Genomic DNA, 18,602 nt, shown 5'->3' with positions numbered 1-18,602 from the left:
GTTATTTTCTCATATTGTCTGGCAGGCAATGACGCTGCTCTGCCTTTCCGTGCAGGATGTAATGAAGTAACGGGTTGATGGTTCCCTCGGCCACGTCTGCATAAGTTTGCAGATACCAGCGCGTATCAAATAATTCACTCGGGCTATAACCTTTATCGGAACCAACTTGCATAAAGTGCTCGATAGCAGAAAGACCAGAATCCGCAACCTCTGGGTAACGATGCTGATACCAGAGTTCGTCAAACAAGCCAGACATGGCGATACGTTCTGCACTGCTCACGGCTTTGATTGATGTATTTTTTGGACTTTCTTTGAACGGGCGTGCTAGCGCGCGTACAGGCGCGGTCAGTTTCCATGAGACGGTTTGTTTCAGGTTCTGCGCTCGATCTTTTGCTTTTTGTAATTGCTGTTCTTTCTGTTGCAGCTCACGGGTCAGTTGCTCGGTGTAGCGTGTCATGACCGCAAGCTCATGAAAACGCTCGGCAACATTCGCTTCCAGTTCTTCGCTGTGCTTATCCATTTCACTAACATATGCGTTGAGTTGAGCTACTTGTTGCAGACTTACAGTGAGTTGCTGTTGCAGGTTTGTCTGGTTTTTTACCATCTCAGCCTGTTCAGCTTTCCAGAGTTGCTGATAAGCGTAATGCTCTTCTTGTTGTTTTTGTTTTTCGTTTTCAGCATCGGCCAGAGACTGTTCACGTTCTTCCAGCCAGCGGGTCAACATCGCTAACTCATTAAAACGTTCATCCAGTGTTTGATTCAGTTGGCTCAACTGCTTACCATGCTCAGAATGATCCGCACGGTATTTCTGTTGCAGGGTCGCTAACTGGTCACGTACCTTCTGATGCTCTACCTTCTCTGCTTGCAGTTGCTGTTGCGAGGTCAACAAATGTTCACGCTCCTGCTGGTGCTCTACCTTTTCTGCCTGCAGCTGCTGTTGCAAAATCAACAACTGGCCACGTACCTGCTCAAGCTCATCACCCTGTTGCTCACTTTTCTGTACGCTTTCTGCCAGCTTCTGGTTCAGATTATTGACTTCGACAGCACGCGCATCTAATGCATTAGCAAGGCTTTGATTGGTTGATTCGTATTGCTCAAGCTCTACCCGACCTGCTTCCAGGTTGGTAGTTAAGATGTCACACTGTATTTGAAGCTGATTATGAGTTTCAGCCAGCGCCTGCTGTTGCTCCTGCCAGTGAGTCGCTTCCTGCGTTTTATTTGCAAGTGCTTTGGTCATTTCGTTCTGCTGCTGTCGGGCAACAGACAAGGCTATATCTTGTTCATCAATCTGCTGCTGTAGCACGCCGAGCTGACGGGATTGCTCAGTTAGTGCCAGGTTACTTTTACTGAGTGCGAGAGCCAGCTGAGCTGAACGCTGAGTCTCTTCGTTCAGGCTTAGCGCTTGATCGTGAAGCAACTGCTGCTGCACGTTTTGGTGTTCATCCATCTCTGTTTTTTGCTCGAACAGAGCCTGCTTTTCCTGAGCAATCAGGTCACATTCTGCAGCTGTTTGAGTTAATTGTTTCTGAGTGTCTTCCAGTACATTTTTCAGGGCGTGCTGACTTTCCAGACTCTGGTCGCGCTGCTGCTCACATATAACCAGCGCTGTTTTGCCTTCAACAACCTGTTGTTGGCACAGTGCTAATTCAGAAGCGAGTGAATTGCTACGCTGTTGTTGAGCGTCGAGTTCAACGGCTTGTCCATTGAGCTTTTCAAGTTCACTTTGCAGAGCCGAAAGAGAGTGATGTTGGGCAGTGATTCGCTCCGCCAGACGACCTCTTTCCAGAGCATGTTGCTCCATTGTCTGCTGGTTTTCGGCCTGCAGGTCGCTTTGCTGTGCAGCCATCTGGCGCTTTAATTCGCCGTTTTCCCAGCTGTCACCGCAGGCTTTACCCAAGCGAGAGAAGACTTCATGTACTTGCTTGGTGGCATGTGCATTTTCTGAAATACCATACAGACTCAACATCTCAGGGGGCTGCTCACTGCCTACACCAATCACACCCAGTCCATGACCATGGACAAACTCAAAATGGGGATAACGCTGCTTGAGTTCATCCAACAACTGAAACACCCCAAAACCGCGTTCACGCACGTTGGTATCGTGCATGATAACCACTGCTTTATCAGAGAGCTTAGGTAACCAGCTGTCAAAGTCGTGGCGCACCGCTTCAAGGGTATGCAGGCCGTCGATATGCAGTAAATCAATACTGCCCTGCGGGAAGCGCTCCAGCGCCTGGTCGAATGTACTGCGAATGAGTGTTGAAAAGCTGGAGTAGTGTTGCTGGTTATGTTCAGAAACCTGGCGATAGACCTCTTCGCCATACAGACCGGCGTGTTCGTCTCCACCCCAGGTATCCACCGCGTAGCACTGCGTCTCCAGATCTAACTTTGATACTGCCTGGCAGAATGAAAAGTAAGAGCTGCCATAATGGGTACCCAGCTCAACAATTTTACGTGGGCGCAAAGTGGTCATCAGCCAGAAAGCAAAAGGAATATGTTCTAGCCACGCGGACTGCGTAATATAGGTTGGACGCCAAAAAATAGGGCGTTGAAAAATAAAGTCCAGGTCGATGTTGGGTTGCGCCACTGGATGGCTGTTGTGTGGACTGATCATGGAAGATATCCCTTCAGTAATAAATGTATAAGTCAGCGAAAGTGGCCCGGAGCGGGCCTACTTTAAAAATGGACGTAGTACTAAACGTTAGCTGTCAGTCCTGATGCTCTCGCAGAGTTGCCAGACCCATCACGATCAGGCCATATAGCAGGCAAAGCAGTACGCCGATAGTGGCTAGGTTATAGAGGCGGCGTGGATATTCAGCATCTTCTGCGAGTGTCGGCTGGCTAATGACCAGCAGGTGTTTCAGTTTGCGGTACGCTTCTATTCTGGCTTGTTCCAGGCTGACTAGCCCTGTTTTGTAGAGATCGGCTGCCAGGGTTGCTTGAGTTTGCACATCCATATAGCGGGCTGTTATTTCGTTCATCGCATCTTTATCTGTACCGGTCAGTTGCCCTTGCTCCTGGGCCAGTTGCTGGGTCAAGGCATCGACCCGGGACTGCACGGAGATCACTGCAGGTGCAGTTTCCCTCATATAACTCTGTAATTGTTTTAATTGCGCCTGCTGGCGTGCCAGCTCTCCTTCAATCTGGCTGACCAACCCCATACGGGTCTTACTGGACGATTCTGGGCTGATTAGATGATGGATATTTTGGAACTCCAACACTTTAGCTTTTTCGGTCTGCACGCGTTGATATGCACGGTCGACCTCTTTTTCTACAAACGCCAGCTGCTCAAGCGCCACCTGATGGCCCAGTTTATTGATAAAGCCTTCCGATTCTTTAAGCATCATACCGACAACCCGTTGACCATAGGCAGGATCGAATGCTTGGACTTCAATAGTCAGTACGCCGGAAATATCATCCAAACGTAAGGTCAGGTGCTCGCGGTAGTATTTAAGAAACTCTTCCCGACTGACGTTGTCCGGCAGGCGCGAGAAGTAGTCCACGTTATGGCTTTGGTAATGGGCCTTCAGCCCCAGCTCTTTATCCAGTTTGTTGAGCAGATCAGCCGATTTAAGGTAGTCCTGAATTAGCAGCATATCCTGATGGTTATTGCCGCCCAACCCAAGCATCGATAGGGCATCGGGAAGCATTTTGATCTGGTCGGCTTGCTTAACCACGAGTTCTGCCCGGCTGACGTAGCGGTCTGAGGCAATAAAACCGAAATAGATCACGGCGATTGCAAAGGCGGCCACCACCCACTGGAAACTGCCGAGTTTTAGGCTCTGTTTCCATGAGCGGTGGGCGAGCTTATAGCCGCTTGAGTCGACTATAAAATGTTTAGGTTTGGTTTTTAATTTGTGCAGCTTGCGCATCAAATTAGAGGATTTATTGGAGCGGATTGGCTGGATCATATTTTAGCTTTTTATAAGTTCTGATAAATGCGGATCGCGTCTTCGATATCGTCGAACATCTCGAGGGTACTGTTACGCAGCACAATTCCCATGTCGCATTGCTGACGTAAATTCTTCATATCGTGCGAGACCATAATCAGGCTGGCGGTCTCGCGCTTTTGAGTAAAGACATCAATGCATTTTTGCTTAAAGCGGGCGTCGCCCACCGAAGTGATTTCATCGGTGAGATAAATTTCAAAATCAAAAGCCATACTGACGGCAAAAGAGAATTTTGATTTCATACCACTGGAGTAAGCTTTTATCGGCAGCTCAAAATGTTGGCCAATTTCAGAGAACTCTTTCACCCATTCCTCAATGGCCTGGGTGTCACGTACGCCATGGATACGGCAGACAAAGCGGGTGTTCTCCCGTCCGGTCATACTTCCCTGAAACCCCCCCCCCAGCGCGAGAGGCCAGGAGACGCGGCAAAGTCGAGTGACTTTTCCTTTACTAGGTGTATCCATCCCACCCAGCATACGCAGCAGGGTAGATTTACCTGCCCCGTTGGCACCTAAAATACCGATATTACGATCGCGGGGCAGAGTAATGCTCACATCACGCAGAACATAATTTCGACCAAATTTGGTGGGGTAATATTTCGAGACATTATCCAGAATGATCATGTTTTCAGGCTTAGCTCGCAATCAGGCGACGATGGCTCAGTCGGTAGCAGCTCATCGCAAACGTTAGCAGTACCAATGTGACACTGGACAAATACACCCAGCTGACATTCGGGCTGACATAACCTGCAATCCAGCCAGAGCGGATTAGCTCAATAGCGTGTACCAATGGGTTCCATAAAAACCAATGTTGAAATTGCGATGGTACGGTTGCGAGGGGGTACATTACGCAGGAGATAAACATCAACGGCATCATTAACAAATCGAGGAACTTATTGGCTTCTTTAAACAAGCTACCCAGTACGCAAAAAACGATGCCTAATGAAAATGAAAAGATCATCAACAAGAAATAGATAAGAACCACTTCTAAAGGATCGCTGGGAATGGCATCAAAACCAAACCATAGAAGCCCCAATACCAGAATGCAGCCCACCACCAACCCAATGATCGCTTCGAGGATAAAACGGGCGATAAAAGTGGCGAAAGGGGTCACTTGCCGATAGCAAAACAATCCCATGTTGGCACCTACTGCAGATTTTAGCTGGCTTACTACCTTGTTGAAAAACATGTAGGGCAGATAACCCGCCGTAATAAATACCTGCACAGGTACACCGCCAAAACCGCTCTGACTGCGCATCCCAAAGACGACACTAAACAGGCTAATCATCAACAGCGGATCCAACAGCGCCCAGGCATACCCCAGCCGATAACTACCAAACCGGGTTTTTAACTCGCGAATAAGCAGGCCAAACGTCACATCGCGCAGCACCTGGAACGGGCTGCGAGGCGTTTGATTAAGAATGGGTTTAAGCATGGAAAGTCGTTACCGTAGTCAGGCTCACCCGCAGGCGAGCCTGTCTTTGAGGGTTAATTCAGGACCACGTTGGCCGCCACGGCAATCTGATAGACCACCTGGGTAATGTCTTTGATCGACTGCATCATTTTGCTGTCAATTTTCGGCATAACCAGAATCTGATCGCCCGGCATTACGCTTCCCTGGTCTTTAAACTCCATCAGCCCGTTGGCATGCACCACCGCAATGCGCTGGTCGTTCGCGCGCTCGGTAAAGCCGCCCGCCCAGGCTACGTAGTCGTCAAGTTTGGCGCCTTCGTTGTAGACCACGGCCTGCGGCATCATCACTTCGCCACCCACCTGAATCAGGTCGGTCTTGTTCGGGATCACAATCTGGTCGCCCTGTTCCAGCAGGATATTGGCAATCACGCCCTTATCGGAGACCACCACTTTACCCAGCGGCTGGATCTTGCGGGCCTTTTCCACAAAGCGCATCACCAGCTCGGCTTCTTTCGAGCGAATGGTCGCTTCGCCATCGGAATTTGCCGGTGCGGTAAACACGCTGCGCTCCAGACGGTTCAGGGAATCGTCCAGCATCTCTTTCTGCCGGGCGGCCACGCTCTTACGCATGATGTAGATCGAGCCGTAATCCGCCAGTTTTGGATCAATCGGAATGTGATTAAGCAGCTCGTGCAGACGGGTATCTTTACGCACTGTGAAGTAAGACGGCCCACGGTAGCTGCCCATCACCTGCACATCATAAACCTGCGCGTGCATGTCGTCGTTAAACAGAACCTTATCGCCATCGCTCAGCTGGATGTTGGCAAAGTCTTTGTACGGCATATACACCGAGAACGGGCCGGAAGGGCGATCGCCAATCACGCCCACGTGGCTCACCTTGGCAAGCGGCAGGGCATAGTCGATAAGCTCAGAGGCCTGGGTGTTGTTGGCTTTTAACTCGAAGCGGAACGGGTTACGTACTTTACCGGCAACGTTAATCATCGGTCCCTGCGGCTCGACCAGAATCACATCCTGATCTTTCAGGGACAGCTTCGGCATTTTGCCCTGCTGCATAAAGGCATACAGGTCGATCTGCTGGATCACCCGGTTCTGACGCAGCACCTTAATATGGCGATAGCTGCCGCGATCGGAGTCAATACCGCCTGCGCGCTTCAGAAAATAGAGCACGCTGTCGGACGATTGCCCGGCATATTGCCCTGGGCGGATCACCGGTCCGGTGACAAATACACTCACTGGTGTGGCGGTAAGTAAATTTACGTAAACATTAACATTATTCGTAAACACTTCGCTGATGTGGCTGGTAACCAGATTATTCACTTTGCTGGCGGCCACATTCTTGACATTAATCGGTCCTACGTCAGGAATAAAAATATTCCCCTGATTATCGACCGTGACCACGTTAGAGAAATTGACCGCACCCCAAATCCAGATATTCAGCTTATCGCCGGGGGCAATCAGGTAATTGTCATTCAGTCCGTCGCTGCGCTCGGTTTCGTAGCCACCGGCAAACAGGTTGGCGCCGTACGGTGGCGGCAGGCCGGATTCAGACTGTGGCAGCAGTTTACGCACGTCGGACTCGCCCGGCAGCAGCATGCCCTGTCGATTTTGCTGGGCAAAGGTGCCGGTGACGGAAGACGTGTTGGCCTCGCCGCTTAAGGTTGACTGCGCGCCAAGCTGGGGTCGGGTATTGTCATCCGCGGGGGCGTTAAAGCCAAAGGATTGCGCCTGTTCTGCGGTCGGGGCGGCAAAAGAGGAGCAGGAGAAGCAGGCCAGCAGCAGGATCGCGGGCAATTGCCGAAATTTCATTATGTTCACAACAGTTCTCTTCAATTAGTACGCGGCAAGCAGGTTGCTGGCAGTGGCCTGGCCCAGTTGTGGGATCAGATACCACGTCTCGCCGTTCTTGCAGGTGACGCCCTGCTGGGACTGACTGTAGCTACGTTTCTGCAGCAGCTCGACGCACTCCAGCCCAAGGGCGGAGACATAGCGTTGGCCAACAGTAAAGGTGGTGCCATTGGCGCTGATTGCAGCGCCCATCGGCAACGTGTTCAGAGGCTGTTGCAGATTTGCAGACATGGCCTGGAGGTCGGTGGAAGCGGCCTGTTCAACAAGCGGGCGTGAGGCTTCAACCTGCTTGGGGGAATATGCGCAACCGCTAAGCGTGATAGCGAGCGAAATCACCAGAAGTCGGACGGCGTTGTTCATTTGTAAATATTTTCCATGTATTCAAAACCAGGCATGCAAATATAAAAACACGAGGGTGCCCGACGGATTATATTGCCCAAAGAGTGGACCAGAGAGGTAAAGCGCAAAGCAGTATGCTGAGGAAGTGAAGCAAAAAAGGTCAAAAAAAGGGTAGGCTACCGCACGGAAAATGACAATTCCGGTTAAAAATCGTTCAGTTTGCTTTAGGGTCTGCCATAAAAATACTATTCAGTAAACCACTAAATTGTTTTTTAATTATTCACGAAAATGTTATGTGCGCGGAAGATTACATAAATTCAAAGATTATGTCATTCCAATTCGATAGAAAATTCATATGAAAAAGGGGAAAAATCCGAAAGGCTATTAACTCTGGGGGGTTTACTAAAAGCATATTATTAGCACTAGTTTCCGTTAGTGATTGTTTCATATAGATAGAGTTGAAAAAGAATAATTATCAGCCGTCGCAATCGACCGATTAAGGCTGTTAATTGGTCGATTTTTGTGCGATTGGCGCAAGCGGAAATGGGGCGTGTTTTGTTAATCCCATTGCGCTCAGAAGACCACATCATTCATATGCTTGTTACAGGCACAATAAAGAGGCGATCCGGGTCATTATCAGTACGATTTTCGTAAAGTTTTTGCTTTCCAGGCCGAAAATTCTGTACCTGTCTGGTGGGAAAGAGAAAACATGTTAAATCGTATAAAAATTGTTACCAGCTTATTGCTGGTCCTGGTTATTTTTGGCCTATTACAGCTCACATCCGGTGGTCTTTTCTTTAACGCTCTGAAGCACGACAAAGAAAACTTCACCGTTCTGCAAACCATTCGCCAGCAACAATCCACGCTTAACGGCAGCTGGGTGGCGTTGCTGCAAACCCGTAATACCCTGAACCGTGCGGGTATCCGCTACATGATGGATCAGAACAATATCGGTAGCGGTGCCACCGTCAATGAACTGATGCAGATTGCGACGGTCTCCCTGAAGCAGGCGGAGAAAAACTGGGTGGAGTACGAAGCCCTGCCGCGCGATGCGCGTCAGAGCGAAAGCGCCGCGCTGGAAATCAAACGTAACTACGATATCTACCATGGCGCGCTGGCGGAACTGATCCAGCTGCTGGGTGCAGGCAAGATCAATGAGTTCTTCGATCAGCCGACCCAGAGCTTCCAGGACGGCTTTGAGAAGCAGTACGTAAACTATCTGCAGCAGAACGACCGCCTGTACCAGACCGCCGTCGACGACAGCAACAGCTCTTACAGTCAGGCCATCTGGGTGCTGATCAGCATTCTGATCCTGGTGCTGGTGGTGATTGTCGGCGTCTGGCTGGGTATCCGTCAGACGTTGATCTCCCCGCTGAACCGCCTGGTCGACAGCATTCGCCATATCGCCAGCGGCGACCTGGTGAAGCGCATCGAGGTGGAAGGTTCCAACGAGATGGGCCAGCTGGCCGACACGCTGCGTCATATGCAGAGTGAACTGATGCGTACCGTCGGCGACGTGCGTAATGGTGCGAATGCCATCTACAGCGGCGCGAGCGAAATCTCGATGGGCAACAACGATCTCTCTTCGCGTACCGAGCAGCAGGCGGCCTCGCTGGAAGAGACCGCAGCCAGCATGGAAGAGCTGACCGCCACCGTGAAGCAGAACGCCGAAAACGCCCGTCAGGCGAGCCATCTGGCGCTGAGCGCGTCAGAAACCGCGCAGAAGGGCGGGAAAGTGGTGGATAACGTGGTGCAGACCATGCGTGACATCGCCGGCAGTTCGCAGAAAATCGCTGACATCATCAGCGTCATTGACGGCATTGCCTTCCAGACCAACATCCTGGCGCTGAACGCAGCGGTAGAAGCGGCGCGTGCCGGTGAACAGGGTCGTGGTTTTGCGGTGGTCGCGGGCGAAGTGCGTAACCTGGCGCAGCGTAGCGCCCAGGCGGCACGCGAGATCAAGAGCCTGATTGAAGACTCCGTCGGTCGCGTCGAGCTGGGGTCTACCCTGGTCGAAAGCGCCGGTGAAACCATGGGCGAAATCGTCAGCGCGGTGACCCGCGTGACCGACATCATGGGCGAAATTGCCTCTGCGTCTGATGAGCAGAGCCGCGGTATTGACCAGGTCGGTCTGGCGGTGGCCGAGATGGATCGCGTAACGCAGCAGAACGCCTCGCTGGTGGAAGAGTCCGCTGCGGCAGCGGCAGCCCTGGAAGAGCAAGCGAGCCGTCTGACCCAGGCGGTGGCGGTGTTCCGTATTCAGCAGGATCAGCAGAAAGCGCGTGCGCACACGGTAGCAAAAACCGTTGTGACACCGGTGATGGGACGTAAAACGCCGGCAACCGACTCAGGCGATAACTGGGAAACCTTCTGATGTAAATCTGCCGGGTGGTGAAGTGCCGCCCGGCAATTCCCTGGGTGTTTACTGTTGGCGCGGATCGCTGATCGGCTGACGTACCAGGAAAATGTACGCCAGCGCCCCCAGTGCCGTGACGCAGCCGCAGATGATCAGCGCCAGGCGGAACGAGTGGGTGGTGTCGACGATAAAACCGGTCACAATCGGCGCAAACGAGGCGCAGATAAAACTGGCGAAGTTTTGAATGCTGCCCACCGAGGCGGTCATGCGCGATGCCACGGCCACGTGGATCAGCCCCCAGCAGGACGTCCCCGCAAAGTGGATGCAGAACAGCGCCATCCCAATCAGCAGTACCGCACTCATCGCCGTCGTGGCCTCTGGCACCACAAAGGTAAAGGCCGCAGAACACAACATTCCGCTGATAATACACAGCTTGCGGCTGCGTACCGGCGCCATCCCGCGTTTAACCAGCGCATCCGTCGTAAAGCCATTCACTAACATCCCCGCCGCACCAAACAGGAACGGGATCGCCGCCATCAGACCGGTGCTTTTGAGATCCAGGTTATATGCCGTCTGCAGATACCCCGGCAGCCAGGCCAGATACAGCCAGGCGGTGTAGTTGATGCCGCTAAAGCCAAGCATCATTCCCCACATGGTGCGGTTGCGGAACAGGCTGCGCCATTCGGCAAAGCTTAACGGGTCGCGGCGGGCGTTGACGCTGCCTGCGTTCAGATAGGCCTGCTCAACGCCGCTCAGTGCAAGCTCTTCGCGGTTGCGGTAGAGCATGTACCAGCCAATGGCGAGGAAGATACCGAGCACGCCGATGGTGATAAACATCCCGCGCCAGCCCATCACCAGCATCATTGCTGCCAGCAGCGGCGGACTCAGCGCCACGCCAATGGTCGAGGCGGCATTGAAAATGCCCATCGGACGGCCGCGCTCTTTAATGTTGAACCAGTCGTTGATCACCTTTACACCGCACGGGTTCATTGGCGCTTCACCAATCCCCATTCCGATACGCACCAGCACGAACTGAGTGAAGGTATGCACCATGCCGGACATCGCCTGGAACAGCGACCAGAAAAACATCCCGATCCCCAGCATCAGGCGCGGGCCTTTGCGATCGAGCAGCGGGCCGCAGGGCAGCTGTGCAATACCGTACGCCAGTGAGAACACCGACAGCAGGGCGCCGATCTCGGTGGCGCTCAGCCCCAGCTCCTGACGGATGGTTAAATTCGCCACCGACAGCGAGCTGCGGTCGAGATAATTAATCACCGCAGCAAAAAATAATAACAACATTGCCGTGGTCTGAATGCGTTTAATACGCGGCGAACGTTCAAGGGCACCGTCTGGCGGCACGGAAATAACGGGTGCGTTTTCTCTGTCAAAAGTGGTCTGCGGGTCGAGGGTTATATTGCTTTTTTCCACGCCGGACTCCTGAATTATTGTCGGGTTATTTCTCTTTTTTTGTTTTATTAGAGAAATATCAATAACGATTAGTGATGGAATAAAACAACGCATCACCGCTCACGAATAACAACGAATAAGTCGACTCCTCGTGAGCATAGGCAGGCTTAATTTTCCCGCGTGAGGCAGATGGCGGAAGCGTGCAGTGGGTACAGATTTGCTGTTTTTAATCGGTACTTAATAAAACACCGTCGCGCTCTGTTTAATGGAGCGGATCATCGACTGCTTGGCGGTGTGAAGGTGGTTACGCATCGCCAGATTGGCATCCAGATCGCTGCGGCAGATAAGCGCGCTGAGGATCGTCATGTGCTCGTCGATGGCGATGATATTGCGCTGCTTCAGGTCGCTCTCGTCCCACTGGTAGTGGAAGTGGAAGATAAACGAGATGATCTCCAGCGACTGGTTGAAAAAGATGTTGTTGGCGGCGGAGAGCAGCAGGGAATGGAAGTCGCGATCCAGCCGGGAGAACTTGCGAAAGCTGTCGCCGATGCTGTCGCGCAGGGCGCGGTGCTCCTCGAGCAGGGTTTTGGCCTGCAGCCAGCGCGGGTCGCTGTCGGGCAGGTTCAGAAAATGCTGCAGGGCGTGGGTTTCGAGCATTTCGCGCAGCTCAAACAGCTGCTCGGCCCACGACTGGTCGAACTGCTTCATCCGCCACTGACCGCGCTTTTCGCTCTCGATCAGGTTGTAGCGGCTGAATTTAAGTAAGTACTCCCTTACCACCACAGGGCTGACGCCCGCCGCACGGGCCAGCTCCAGCTCGGAAAACGCCTCTCCGGCGCGCAGCACACGCTGGTTGATCATGGTGAGAAAGCTCTGCTCGAACAGCCGGGTTTGCTCGGCCAGCGGGGCGATTTCGCAGGTAAAACCGTCATCGAGGTCGGGCTTGCGGTCAATCACGTAATCACTGTTCACCCGGGTCAGCACCCCGCAATCGCACAGGTGGGCCAGAATATGGCGCACGGTGGTGCGGCTGATGTTGTACATCTCCGCCAGCGCGCTTTGCGACGGCAGCGGCGAGGGGATGTGCCCCCGGGACATATCGTCGATGACCTGGTTAATGACGTTATGACGCAAGTTTTGCGAGCGGCTCATGGCGGTTCCTTATGACCAGTTCAGGGCATTAAAACCGTATTTAAAACGGCTTTATGCGCGGCGATTCACAATTTCTGTTTTTGCCCGCCCGTTATTTCGCATTTTCATCAATATCTGAAACCACTAAAGAACAGGAGAGCGAAAAAATGACGACGATGAATGCGCTGGTGTGCCAGGAACCGAAAAAACTGATCTGGACGACGCGTGATATCCCCGCCCCGAAAGAGAACGAAGCGCTGATAAAAATAAAAACGGTCGGTATTTGTGGCACCGATATACATGCCTGGGGCGGCAATCAACCTTTTTTTAATTATCCCCGGGTGCTTGGGCATGAAATATGTGGCGAGGTGGTTGGTCTCGGCAAAAATATTCAGACGCTGCGGCAAGGGCAGCAGGTGGCGGTTATTCCCTACGTCGCCTGTCAGCAGTGTCCGGCCTGTCTGAGCGGCAAAACCAACTGCTGCGAAGCCATCTCGGTGATCGGCGTGCATCAGGACGGCGGGTTCAGTGAGTATCTGTCGGTGCCGGTCAGCAACCTGCTGCCTGCCGACGGCATCGATCCAGAAGCTGCCGCGCTGATTGAGCCGTTCGCCATCAGCGCCCACGCGGTGCGTCGGGCCGCCATCCAGCCTGGCGATAAGCTGCTGGTGGTAGGGGCGGGGCCGATTGGCCTGGGGGCGGCGGCAATTGCCCACGCCGACGGGGCCAGCGTGGTGGTGGCGGACACCAGTCCCGCCCGGCGCGAGCATGTCCAACACTGCCTGGGCGTGACCGCGCTGGATCCGTCCGCGGCGGACTTTACGGATCAACTCAGAGCGCAGTTCGGCGGGGCGCTGGCGCAAAAAGTAATTGATGCCACCGGCAATCCGCAGGCGATGAACAATACCGTCAACCTGATCCGTCACGGCGGGGTAATCGTCTTTGTCGGTCTGCATAAGGGCGAGCTGCAGATCTCCGACCCGGAGTTTCACAAAAAAGAGACCACCCTGATGGGCAGCCGCAACGCCACGGGAGAAGATTTTGCCAAAGTCGGGCGACTGATGGCCGAGGGCAAACTGAACGCCAGTATGATGCTGACGCACCGCTATGCGTTTCGCGAGCTGGCGGAGGTGTACGAGCCCGAGGTGATCAATAACCGCGGGCTGATTAAAGGTGTGATTGCGTTTTAAGGTTGCCATACAGCGCCCGGGGCTTTGTTGGGCGCTGTTTTTTTATTACGACTCGCCTTCGGCGCTGATGACTTTGATCTCCACCATGCCGATCCCCAACTGACGCGGAGAATGGCCGAGGATATTGCCCTCGTTGGTGGATTCCGGCGCCGGGGGCACAATCACCAGCGTGCTGCTGTGCGACGGATTATCGAAATGCAGCGTGGTGGTGGTCACGTCATTACCCAGCGTCAGGATTTGCTCTTTATCGCCGACGCGCACCGGGATGGGCTGGTTGGCATTCGGCCCCCAGGCTTTGGCGGTGATCACCAGGTCAAACTTCGCCGGGAGCGGCTGGGCGTATTCGATCTTCACCTCGTCACCAAGCTGAGCGTTAGACCAGCGTCCCCAGCTTTCCGGCCGGGAGATACCGCTGAACTCCTTCACCTCTTCCGGCGCACCGGCCACGTTAAAGACAAAGCTGTCGGCTTTATAGCGAATATTGTTATCGGCCACTTTCAGCATCTCGACGTTGCGCTGATAGCGGTCGGTACTGATAACAGTGTCTTTAAACGCGGTTTTGCCTTTCCACTGCGCTTTATCCACGCGCTGTACGGTCTGCTCGCCGCCCAGTTGCCCCTGCGAAACGCACCAGTCGGTAGAGAGCGACAGAGGCTTCGACCACAGCTGGCCCATCTTGTAGCAGCGATCGACCCAGACGAAATTATCCCGCGGGGCAAAGTCGGCCAGCTGGTAGCGCAGCGGCGCGGAGTATTCACTTTCCGGCAGCGGTTCAACCCGCTTATCGGATACGCGTAGCAGCAGCGGCAGGCGGAAATGGCTGCCGGAGAAGGCCATCATGTTTTTCTGGCTGTCGATGGTGAAGTCTTTCAGCTCTTTCGGGAAATTCCACAGGCGGATAACGTCCGGTTTCCACGCCAGCACTTTTTCCTTCATGTTGAGGAACACTTCCGACAGCGACTGCCCGGAGAGGCTGCTGCGACCGAGGCCAATAAAGTTATCCCCGCCGAGGATATCCAGCACCGTCGCGCCGTTATCCATGGTGTTGCGCTTCACCGCCATCACCTCCTGCTGAGGCTTATCGCCGCGCAGGACAAAGAACAGGTTGCTGCGATCGCGCTTGTTCAGCGCATCCCAGGCGCTGTTTTTCATCGCCAGATGGTCCGACGAGACCACGATCACCGTGTTTTTATAGTACGGCGAGGCTTTGATTTTCTCGATTAGCGCCGCGATATGCTCCTGACTGCAGCCGACAGCGCTAAAAGACTGGTTCGGTTTGCCGTTGATTTCGTAGCTTTTACGCTGGCAGGTGCGAGAGATAAACCCGTCCGGGTGATGGGTATCGACGGTCAGGGCAAAGAGCGAAAAGCGTTGACCGGACTGGGACAGTTGTTCGAACTTTTTCCAGGTTTCGTCCAGCACCGTATCGTCATAGAAGCCCCAGTCGTTGCGGTAAGTCGGGTCCGCAACCGTGGTTTTTAACTCCTCGGCACCGTACAGATGGTCGAAACCGTGGGACTGCAGGAACACGTCTTTCCCGGCGAAGCGCAGATTAGCGCCCTGCACAAAGTAATTCTGGTAGCCGGAGTTTTTCAGGATATCGCCAAGACAGATATTCTGCGGGAAGAAGCTGGAGACCGACGCGGAGGCGTTGCCTTCAAACGGGGCGAACAGCGGGATACCGCACTGGGAGGCAACCATGCCGGCGATGGTATAATCGGTGCCGGGCAGCTGCGCGGTGTGGCTGAAATCGATCCCTTCGTTTTTAAGCGCGCCCAGCTCCGGGGCGAGATCCGGGAAGGCGTCGTTATCGAAGTAGGTGCGCTCGAGGCTTTCGCCATAGATATAGACGAGATTGAGCTTCGGGTTCGGAATGGTTTTGCCCGGCTCTTTGTAATATGCCGTGAAGTCCGGATCGCCATCGCGCGACTGAGATTTCACCAGCTCGGTGATCTGATGAAACGCCGGGCTGGCATCCACCGACCCCAGGGCCAGCATCAGGGCCAGCAGACTGTAGCCGAGGTGATGCGGATGATGACGGCGACGGCGCAGGATCCAGCCCAGCAGGCCGAACACGGCAACCAGCGCCACCACCACGCCCACACCAGGAAGTATGTACTTACTCACACCTGCGCCGGTCAGGCTGTTGGTCAGGGTATAAAGCACCGCGTCGTTGATGCCGTCGCCGGTAAAGTAGTCGCTGGCGTACAGGGTAATGTTTAAGACGACAAAAAGCCCCAGCACCAGCAGCGTGACGGCAAACCACCAGGTGTTACGACCGGCTTTGCGGGCGTAAATCACCACCGAGGCAAGAAACAGGGCAACAGAAATAAACTCGGACAACAGCTTATCCTCAACACACGCAGCCGCTTGAGTGCGGGCTCATCGTTTAATTTTGGGGTCATACAATGTAATGGCGTTGCCATTTAGCTGCAATTGTAGTGTTACCAGATTGTGCTGTTGTTAGGATTTGGTTTAGAAATAGCAAGGTTTGACGGGCGTCGCGTTTCCCCCCAGGAGGCAGACGCCACGGCAATTGCGCGGCGTCTTAAGGGGATCAGGAGATAAAGCTCAGTCCCTGTTTGAGGACAAAATCACAGGCTTTGGTTTTGACCTGTTTGGCCAGCGGCGAATTGCCGATGGTCTCCAGATTCAGCTGTTGGCCGTTGTCGGCATTCAGCAGACCCTGGATCCCTTCCAGATAGTTGGTGTCCTGCTGCTGCTCTTGCGGAGTATCAAGCCCCAGTTTCCCCAGCACCTGATTTTTAATAGTGGTGGCATCGGTCATGGAGGCCAGCTTCTCTTTAGCGCAGTACTCAAGGATCCCGGCGGCGTTATTCATGTTGCTGGCGCTCAGCGACGAGGTGCCGCTGTTCAGCAGGCCGGTGAGGGCCGACATCGACAGACCGCCGCTCTGGGTGGAGGTACTGCCGGTGCTGAGCTGGTTGGCGGCGCTGGAGAGTGACTCCTGCCAGGATGCCGCGTGCGCGGTACCCATTACTAGCAGGGCGCTCAATGCTGAGCTAAGAAGGAATTGTGTTTTCATGGACGCTACTCATCAGTTGCCCGCAGGGGCGGAAGTGCGGCCAGTATACGCCCCGCCGCAGCGCCCTTTCAGGGGTAAAATCCTAATACTCTTTGCCGGTAACGCGGCTGCGGAAACTTTCCCAGTCAAAAATCACATACAGGCTGTTACCGAGCTTCATGCGGTCCATTACACGCTCGCCCAGCAGACGGGTCATCTCATCCACATTGTGGTTGGTGAGCATACCGGTGGGGCGCTTCGAGGAGGAGCGGCGATCGACAATCTGGTTGATGATCACTTTTTCATAGCGGGATTCGGTCTGGACACCGATCTCGTCAATCACCAGCAGGTCGACGTTACTCAGATCGTTCAACAGCTGCTCTTCGCTGGTTTCACGGTTGCTGAAGGTGTCTTTCATGGCGGACATAATGTCGGCGACGGTGATAATCAACACGGATTTTCCGCGCAGCAGCAGTTCGTTGCAGATGGCTGCCGCGAGATGGTTTTTACCGGTTCCCGGCTTGCCGCTGAAGATAAAGCTGGCGATGTTGCCGTCGAACTCTTCTACGTACTGGCGCGCCAGGTTCAGGGCTTTCAGCTGGCCCTGGCTCTCGACTTTGTAATTATCGAAAGAACAGTTTTGATGCAGGGGACGGATCCCGGAGCGGTTAAAGGTGCGCTGCATCTTCATGGCGCGGTTTTCCCGGGCCAGCGCCGCAGCGCGGATCTCACCCTGCTCTTTTTGCCATGCCAGCAGCTCTTCGCCAGTGGTAAAGGCCGGCTTCACGTTGGCCGGCATCATCTTCTGCAAACGCTTCATCAGTTCGCCGAACTCTTTCATTTGGCACCTCGGAATCCGTTGGGGATCTGTTTATCCGGTTCTGAAAATGAATTCACATCGCGTTTTTGTTGCCCGCCGCTGCTGGCCCGGTTGATCTGCACGCTGCGCGCCAGCTTCTGCTGCCACTGAACGTGGTGGAAGACTTTTCCTTCGGCCTGCCAGTAGGCGGTGAAGGCGGCCAGCTCTTCCGGGGCGACAGGCTGGGTGAGGGCAATGCCCCACAGCGCCGCCTGACGCTGAAAATCCGCGTCCGGCTGCCAGCCTGCATACATGGCGAATTTACCCATCGGGACAGCAACGGGCATGTTGGTCGGCTCGTCGAAAAACTGTGTATCCAGAGCGACATCGCTGGCCGGACGCGTGAGCCGCGCTTCGGTCTCCAGCAGCTGGGCCAGGCGTTGCGGGGTAATCGCATAAAAAGCCGGGGCGTTGTCGGCGAACACGGCAACAGTACCGCCTTCAGCATTCGCCAGCACGCTGCGGGGATCGCGCATAAAGGCATCAATGCCAGCAATGCTGGTGGTCAGGATTCTGGAGGACATAACACTTCTCTACTGGATTACTGCGGACGAGATATGGGCTTATGGTAGCACAGAGAGGAGGGGGCAGGCAGGGATCTGATCCCCTCTCTCTGCCCCCGGCACGTTACGCGATAATGTTCAGCGTCACATCAATATTGTTGCGGGTAGCGTTGGAGTAAGGGCAGACAATGTGAGCCGCATCGACCAGCTTTTTCGCCTCGGCGGCGTCCATCCCCGGCAGGTGAATATTCAGCTTCGCTTCGATACCAAATCCGGTTGGCAGCGGGCCGATCCCGACTTCGCCTTCGATAAACGCGTCTTTCGGCATGCTGATGTTGTCGCGTCCGGCAACAAACTTCATCGCCCCCAGGAAACAGGCCGAGTAGCCTGCGGCAAACAGCTGTTCCGGGTTGGTGACCTCACCGCCCGCCCCGCCCATCTCTTTGGGCACGCCCAGTTTGACATCCAGCACGCCGTCTGACGAGGTGGCGCGGCCATCACGGCCCCCGGTGGCTTTGGCTTTGGCGGTATAGACAACGTTATCTAGAGACATGGTGGATTCCT

15 protein-coding genes are annotated in these 18,602 nt (G+C 54.1%); 2 read left to right on the top strand and 13 right to left on the bottom strand.

The window, feature by feature from the left end; genetic code table 11:
• Position 1: 1 nt before the first annotated feature.
• The 6 genes from M8014_RS14715 to M8014_RS14690 all read right to left on the bottom strand — a co-directional run bounded on the left by M8014_RS14715 (position 2) and on the right by M8014_RS14690 (position 7,588).
• Positions 2-2,614, bottom strand: coding sequence for a class I SAM-dependent methyltransferase (locus M8014_RS14715; protein WP_271283154.1), 2,613 nt, complete (start codon positions 2,612-2,614; stop codon positions 2-4).
• A 94-nt stretch (positions 2,615-2,708) separates the two neighbouring features.
• A complete protein-coding gene (locus tag M8014_RS14710; RefSeq protein WP_271283153.1) occupies positions 2,709-3,911 on the bottom strand; it encodes a sugar transporter in 1,203 nt (400 codons plus the stop codon).
• Positions 3,912-3,922: 11 nt separating this feature from the next.
• A complete protein-coding gene (locus tag M8014_RS14705) occupies positions 3,923-4,573 on the bottom strand; it encodes an ABC transporter ATP-binding protein (RefSeq protein WP_271283152.1) in 651 nt (216 codons plus the stop codon).
• 10 nt (positions 4,574-4,583) lie between these two features.
• Positions 4,584-5,384 (bottom strand): ABC transporter permease, encoded by an 801-nt coding sequence (locus M8014_RS14700; protein WP_271283151.1) that lies wholly within the window; start codon positions 5,382-5,384, stop codon positions 4,584-4,586.
• Between the two features lie 53 nt (positions 5,385-5,437).
• A complete protein-coding gene (locus M8014_RS14695; protein WP_271283150.1) occupies positions 5,438-7,189 on the bottom strand; it encodes a polysaccharide biosynthesis/export family protein in 1,752 nt (583 codons plus the stop codon).
• Positions 7,190-7,213: 24 nt separating this feature from the next.
• Entirely contained in the window at positions 7,214-7,588 is a 375-nt protein-coding gene (locus tag M8014_RS14690; protein WP_271283149.1) for a hypothetical protein, read from the bottom strand.
• Positions 7,589-8,276: 688 nt separating this feature from the next.
• Between M8014_RS14690 and tsr the strand changes: the two genes are divergently transcribed.
• Positions 8,277-9,941 carry a methyl-accepting chemotaxis protein gene (gene tsr / locus M8014_RS14685; protein ID WP_271283148.1) on the top strand — a complete coding sequence of 555 codons (1,665 nt, stop codon included), beginning with the start codon at positions 8,277-8,279 and terminating at the stop codon, positions 9,939-9,941.
• Between the two features lie 48 nt (positions 9,942-9,989).
• On the opposite strand, the gene M8014_RS14680 is transcribed toward tsr, so the two are convergent.
• Together M8014_RS14680 and M8014_RS14675 are read right to left on the bottom strand one after the other, a co-directional pair.
• A complete protein-coding gene (locus M8014_RS14680) occupies positions 9,990-11,351 on the bottom strand; it encodes an MFS transporter (RefSeq protein WP_271283147.1) in 1,362 nt (453 codons plus the stop codon).
• Positions 11,352-11,567: 216 nt separating this feature from the next.
• Positions 11,568-12,482 (bottom strand): GntR family transcriptional regulator, encoded by a 915-nt coding sequence (locus M8014_RS14675; protein ID WP_271283146.1) that lies wholly within the window; start codon positions 12,480-12,482, stop codon positions 11,568-11,570.
• Positions 12,483-12,628: 146 nt separating this feature from the next.
• Here M8014_RS14675 and M8014_RS14670 point away from each other — a divergent pair, with 146 nt between their 5' ends.
• Positions 12,629-13,651: a zinc-binding alcohol dehydrogenase family protein gene (locus tag M8014_RS14670; protein WP_271283145.1), complete on the top strand. Its 1,023-nt coding sequence runs from the start codon at positions 12,629-12,631 to the stop codon at positions 13,649-13,651.
• Positions 13,652-13,696: 45 nt separating this feature from the next.
• Here the strand turns inward: M8014_RS14670 and opgB are convergent, their stop codons facing one another.
• The 5 genes from opgB to M8014_RS14645 form a co-directional block, all read right to left on the bottom strand.
• A complete protein-coding gene (gene opgB / locus M8014_RS14665) occupies positions 13,697-15,994 on the bottom strand; it encodes a phosphatidylglycerol--membrane-oligosaccharide glycerophosphotransferase (protein WP_271283144.1) in 2,298 nt (765 codons plus the stop codon).
• 214 nt (positions 15,995-16,208) lie between these two features.
• On the bottom strand, positions 16,209-16,697 hold the full coding sequence (locus M8014_RS14660) for a YjjA family protein (RefSeq protein ID WP_271283143.1): 489 nt from the start codon (positions 16,695-16,697) through the stop codon (positions 16,209-16,211).
• 82 nt (positions 16,698-16,779) lie between these two features.
• Entirely contained in the window at positions 16,780-17,517 is a 738-nt protein-coding gene (gene dnaC / locus M8014_RS14655; RefSeq protein WP_271283142.1) for a replicative helicase loader DnaC, read from the bottom strand.
• Positions 17,514-18,059, bottom strand: coding sequence for a primosomal protein DnaT (gene dnaT / locus M8014_RS14650; protein WP_271283141.1), 546 nt, complete (start codon positions 18,057-18,059; stop codon positions 17,514-17,516). The genes dnaC and dnaT overlap by 4 nt, the downstream gene beginning before the upstream one ends.
• Before the next feature lie 103 nt (positions 18,060-18,162).
• A complete protein-coding gene (locus tag M8014_RS14645) occupies positions 18,163-18,591 on the bottom strand; it encodes an organic hydroperoxide resistance protein (protein ID WP_271283140.1) in 429 nt (142 codons plus the stop codon).
• Positions 18,592-18,602: the final 11 nt, after the last annotated feature.

Origin of the sequence: Silvania hatchlandensis, from assembly GCF_025564065.1 — a bacterium.
GTDB classification, from domain to species: Bacteria; Pseudomonadota; Gammaproteobacteria; order Enterobacterales; family Enterobacteriaceae; genus Enterobacter; species Enterobacter hatchlandensis.
Note: the sequence above shows the minus strand (reverse complement) of the source record. Positions and strands in the feature narration are given on the sequence as shown.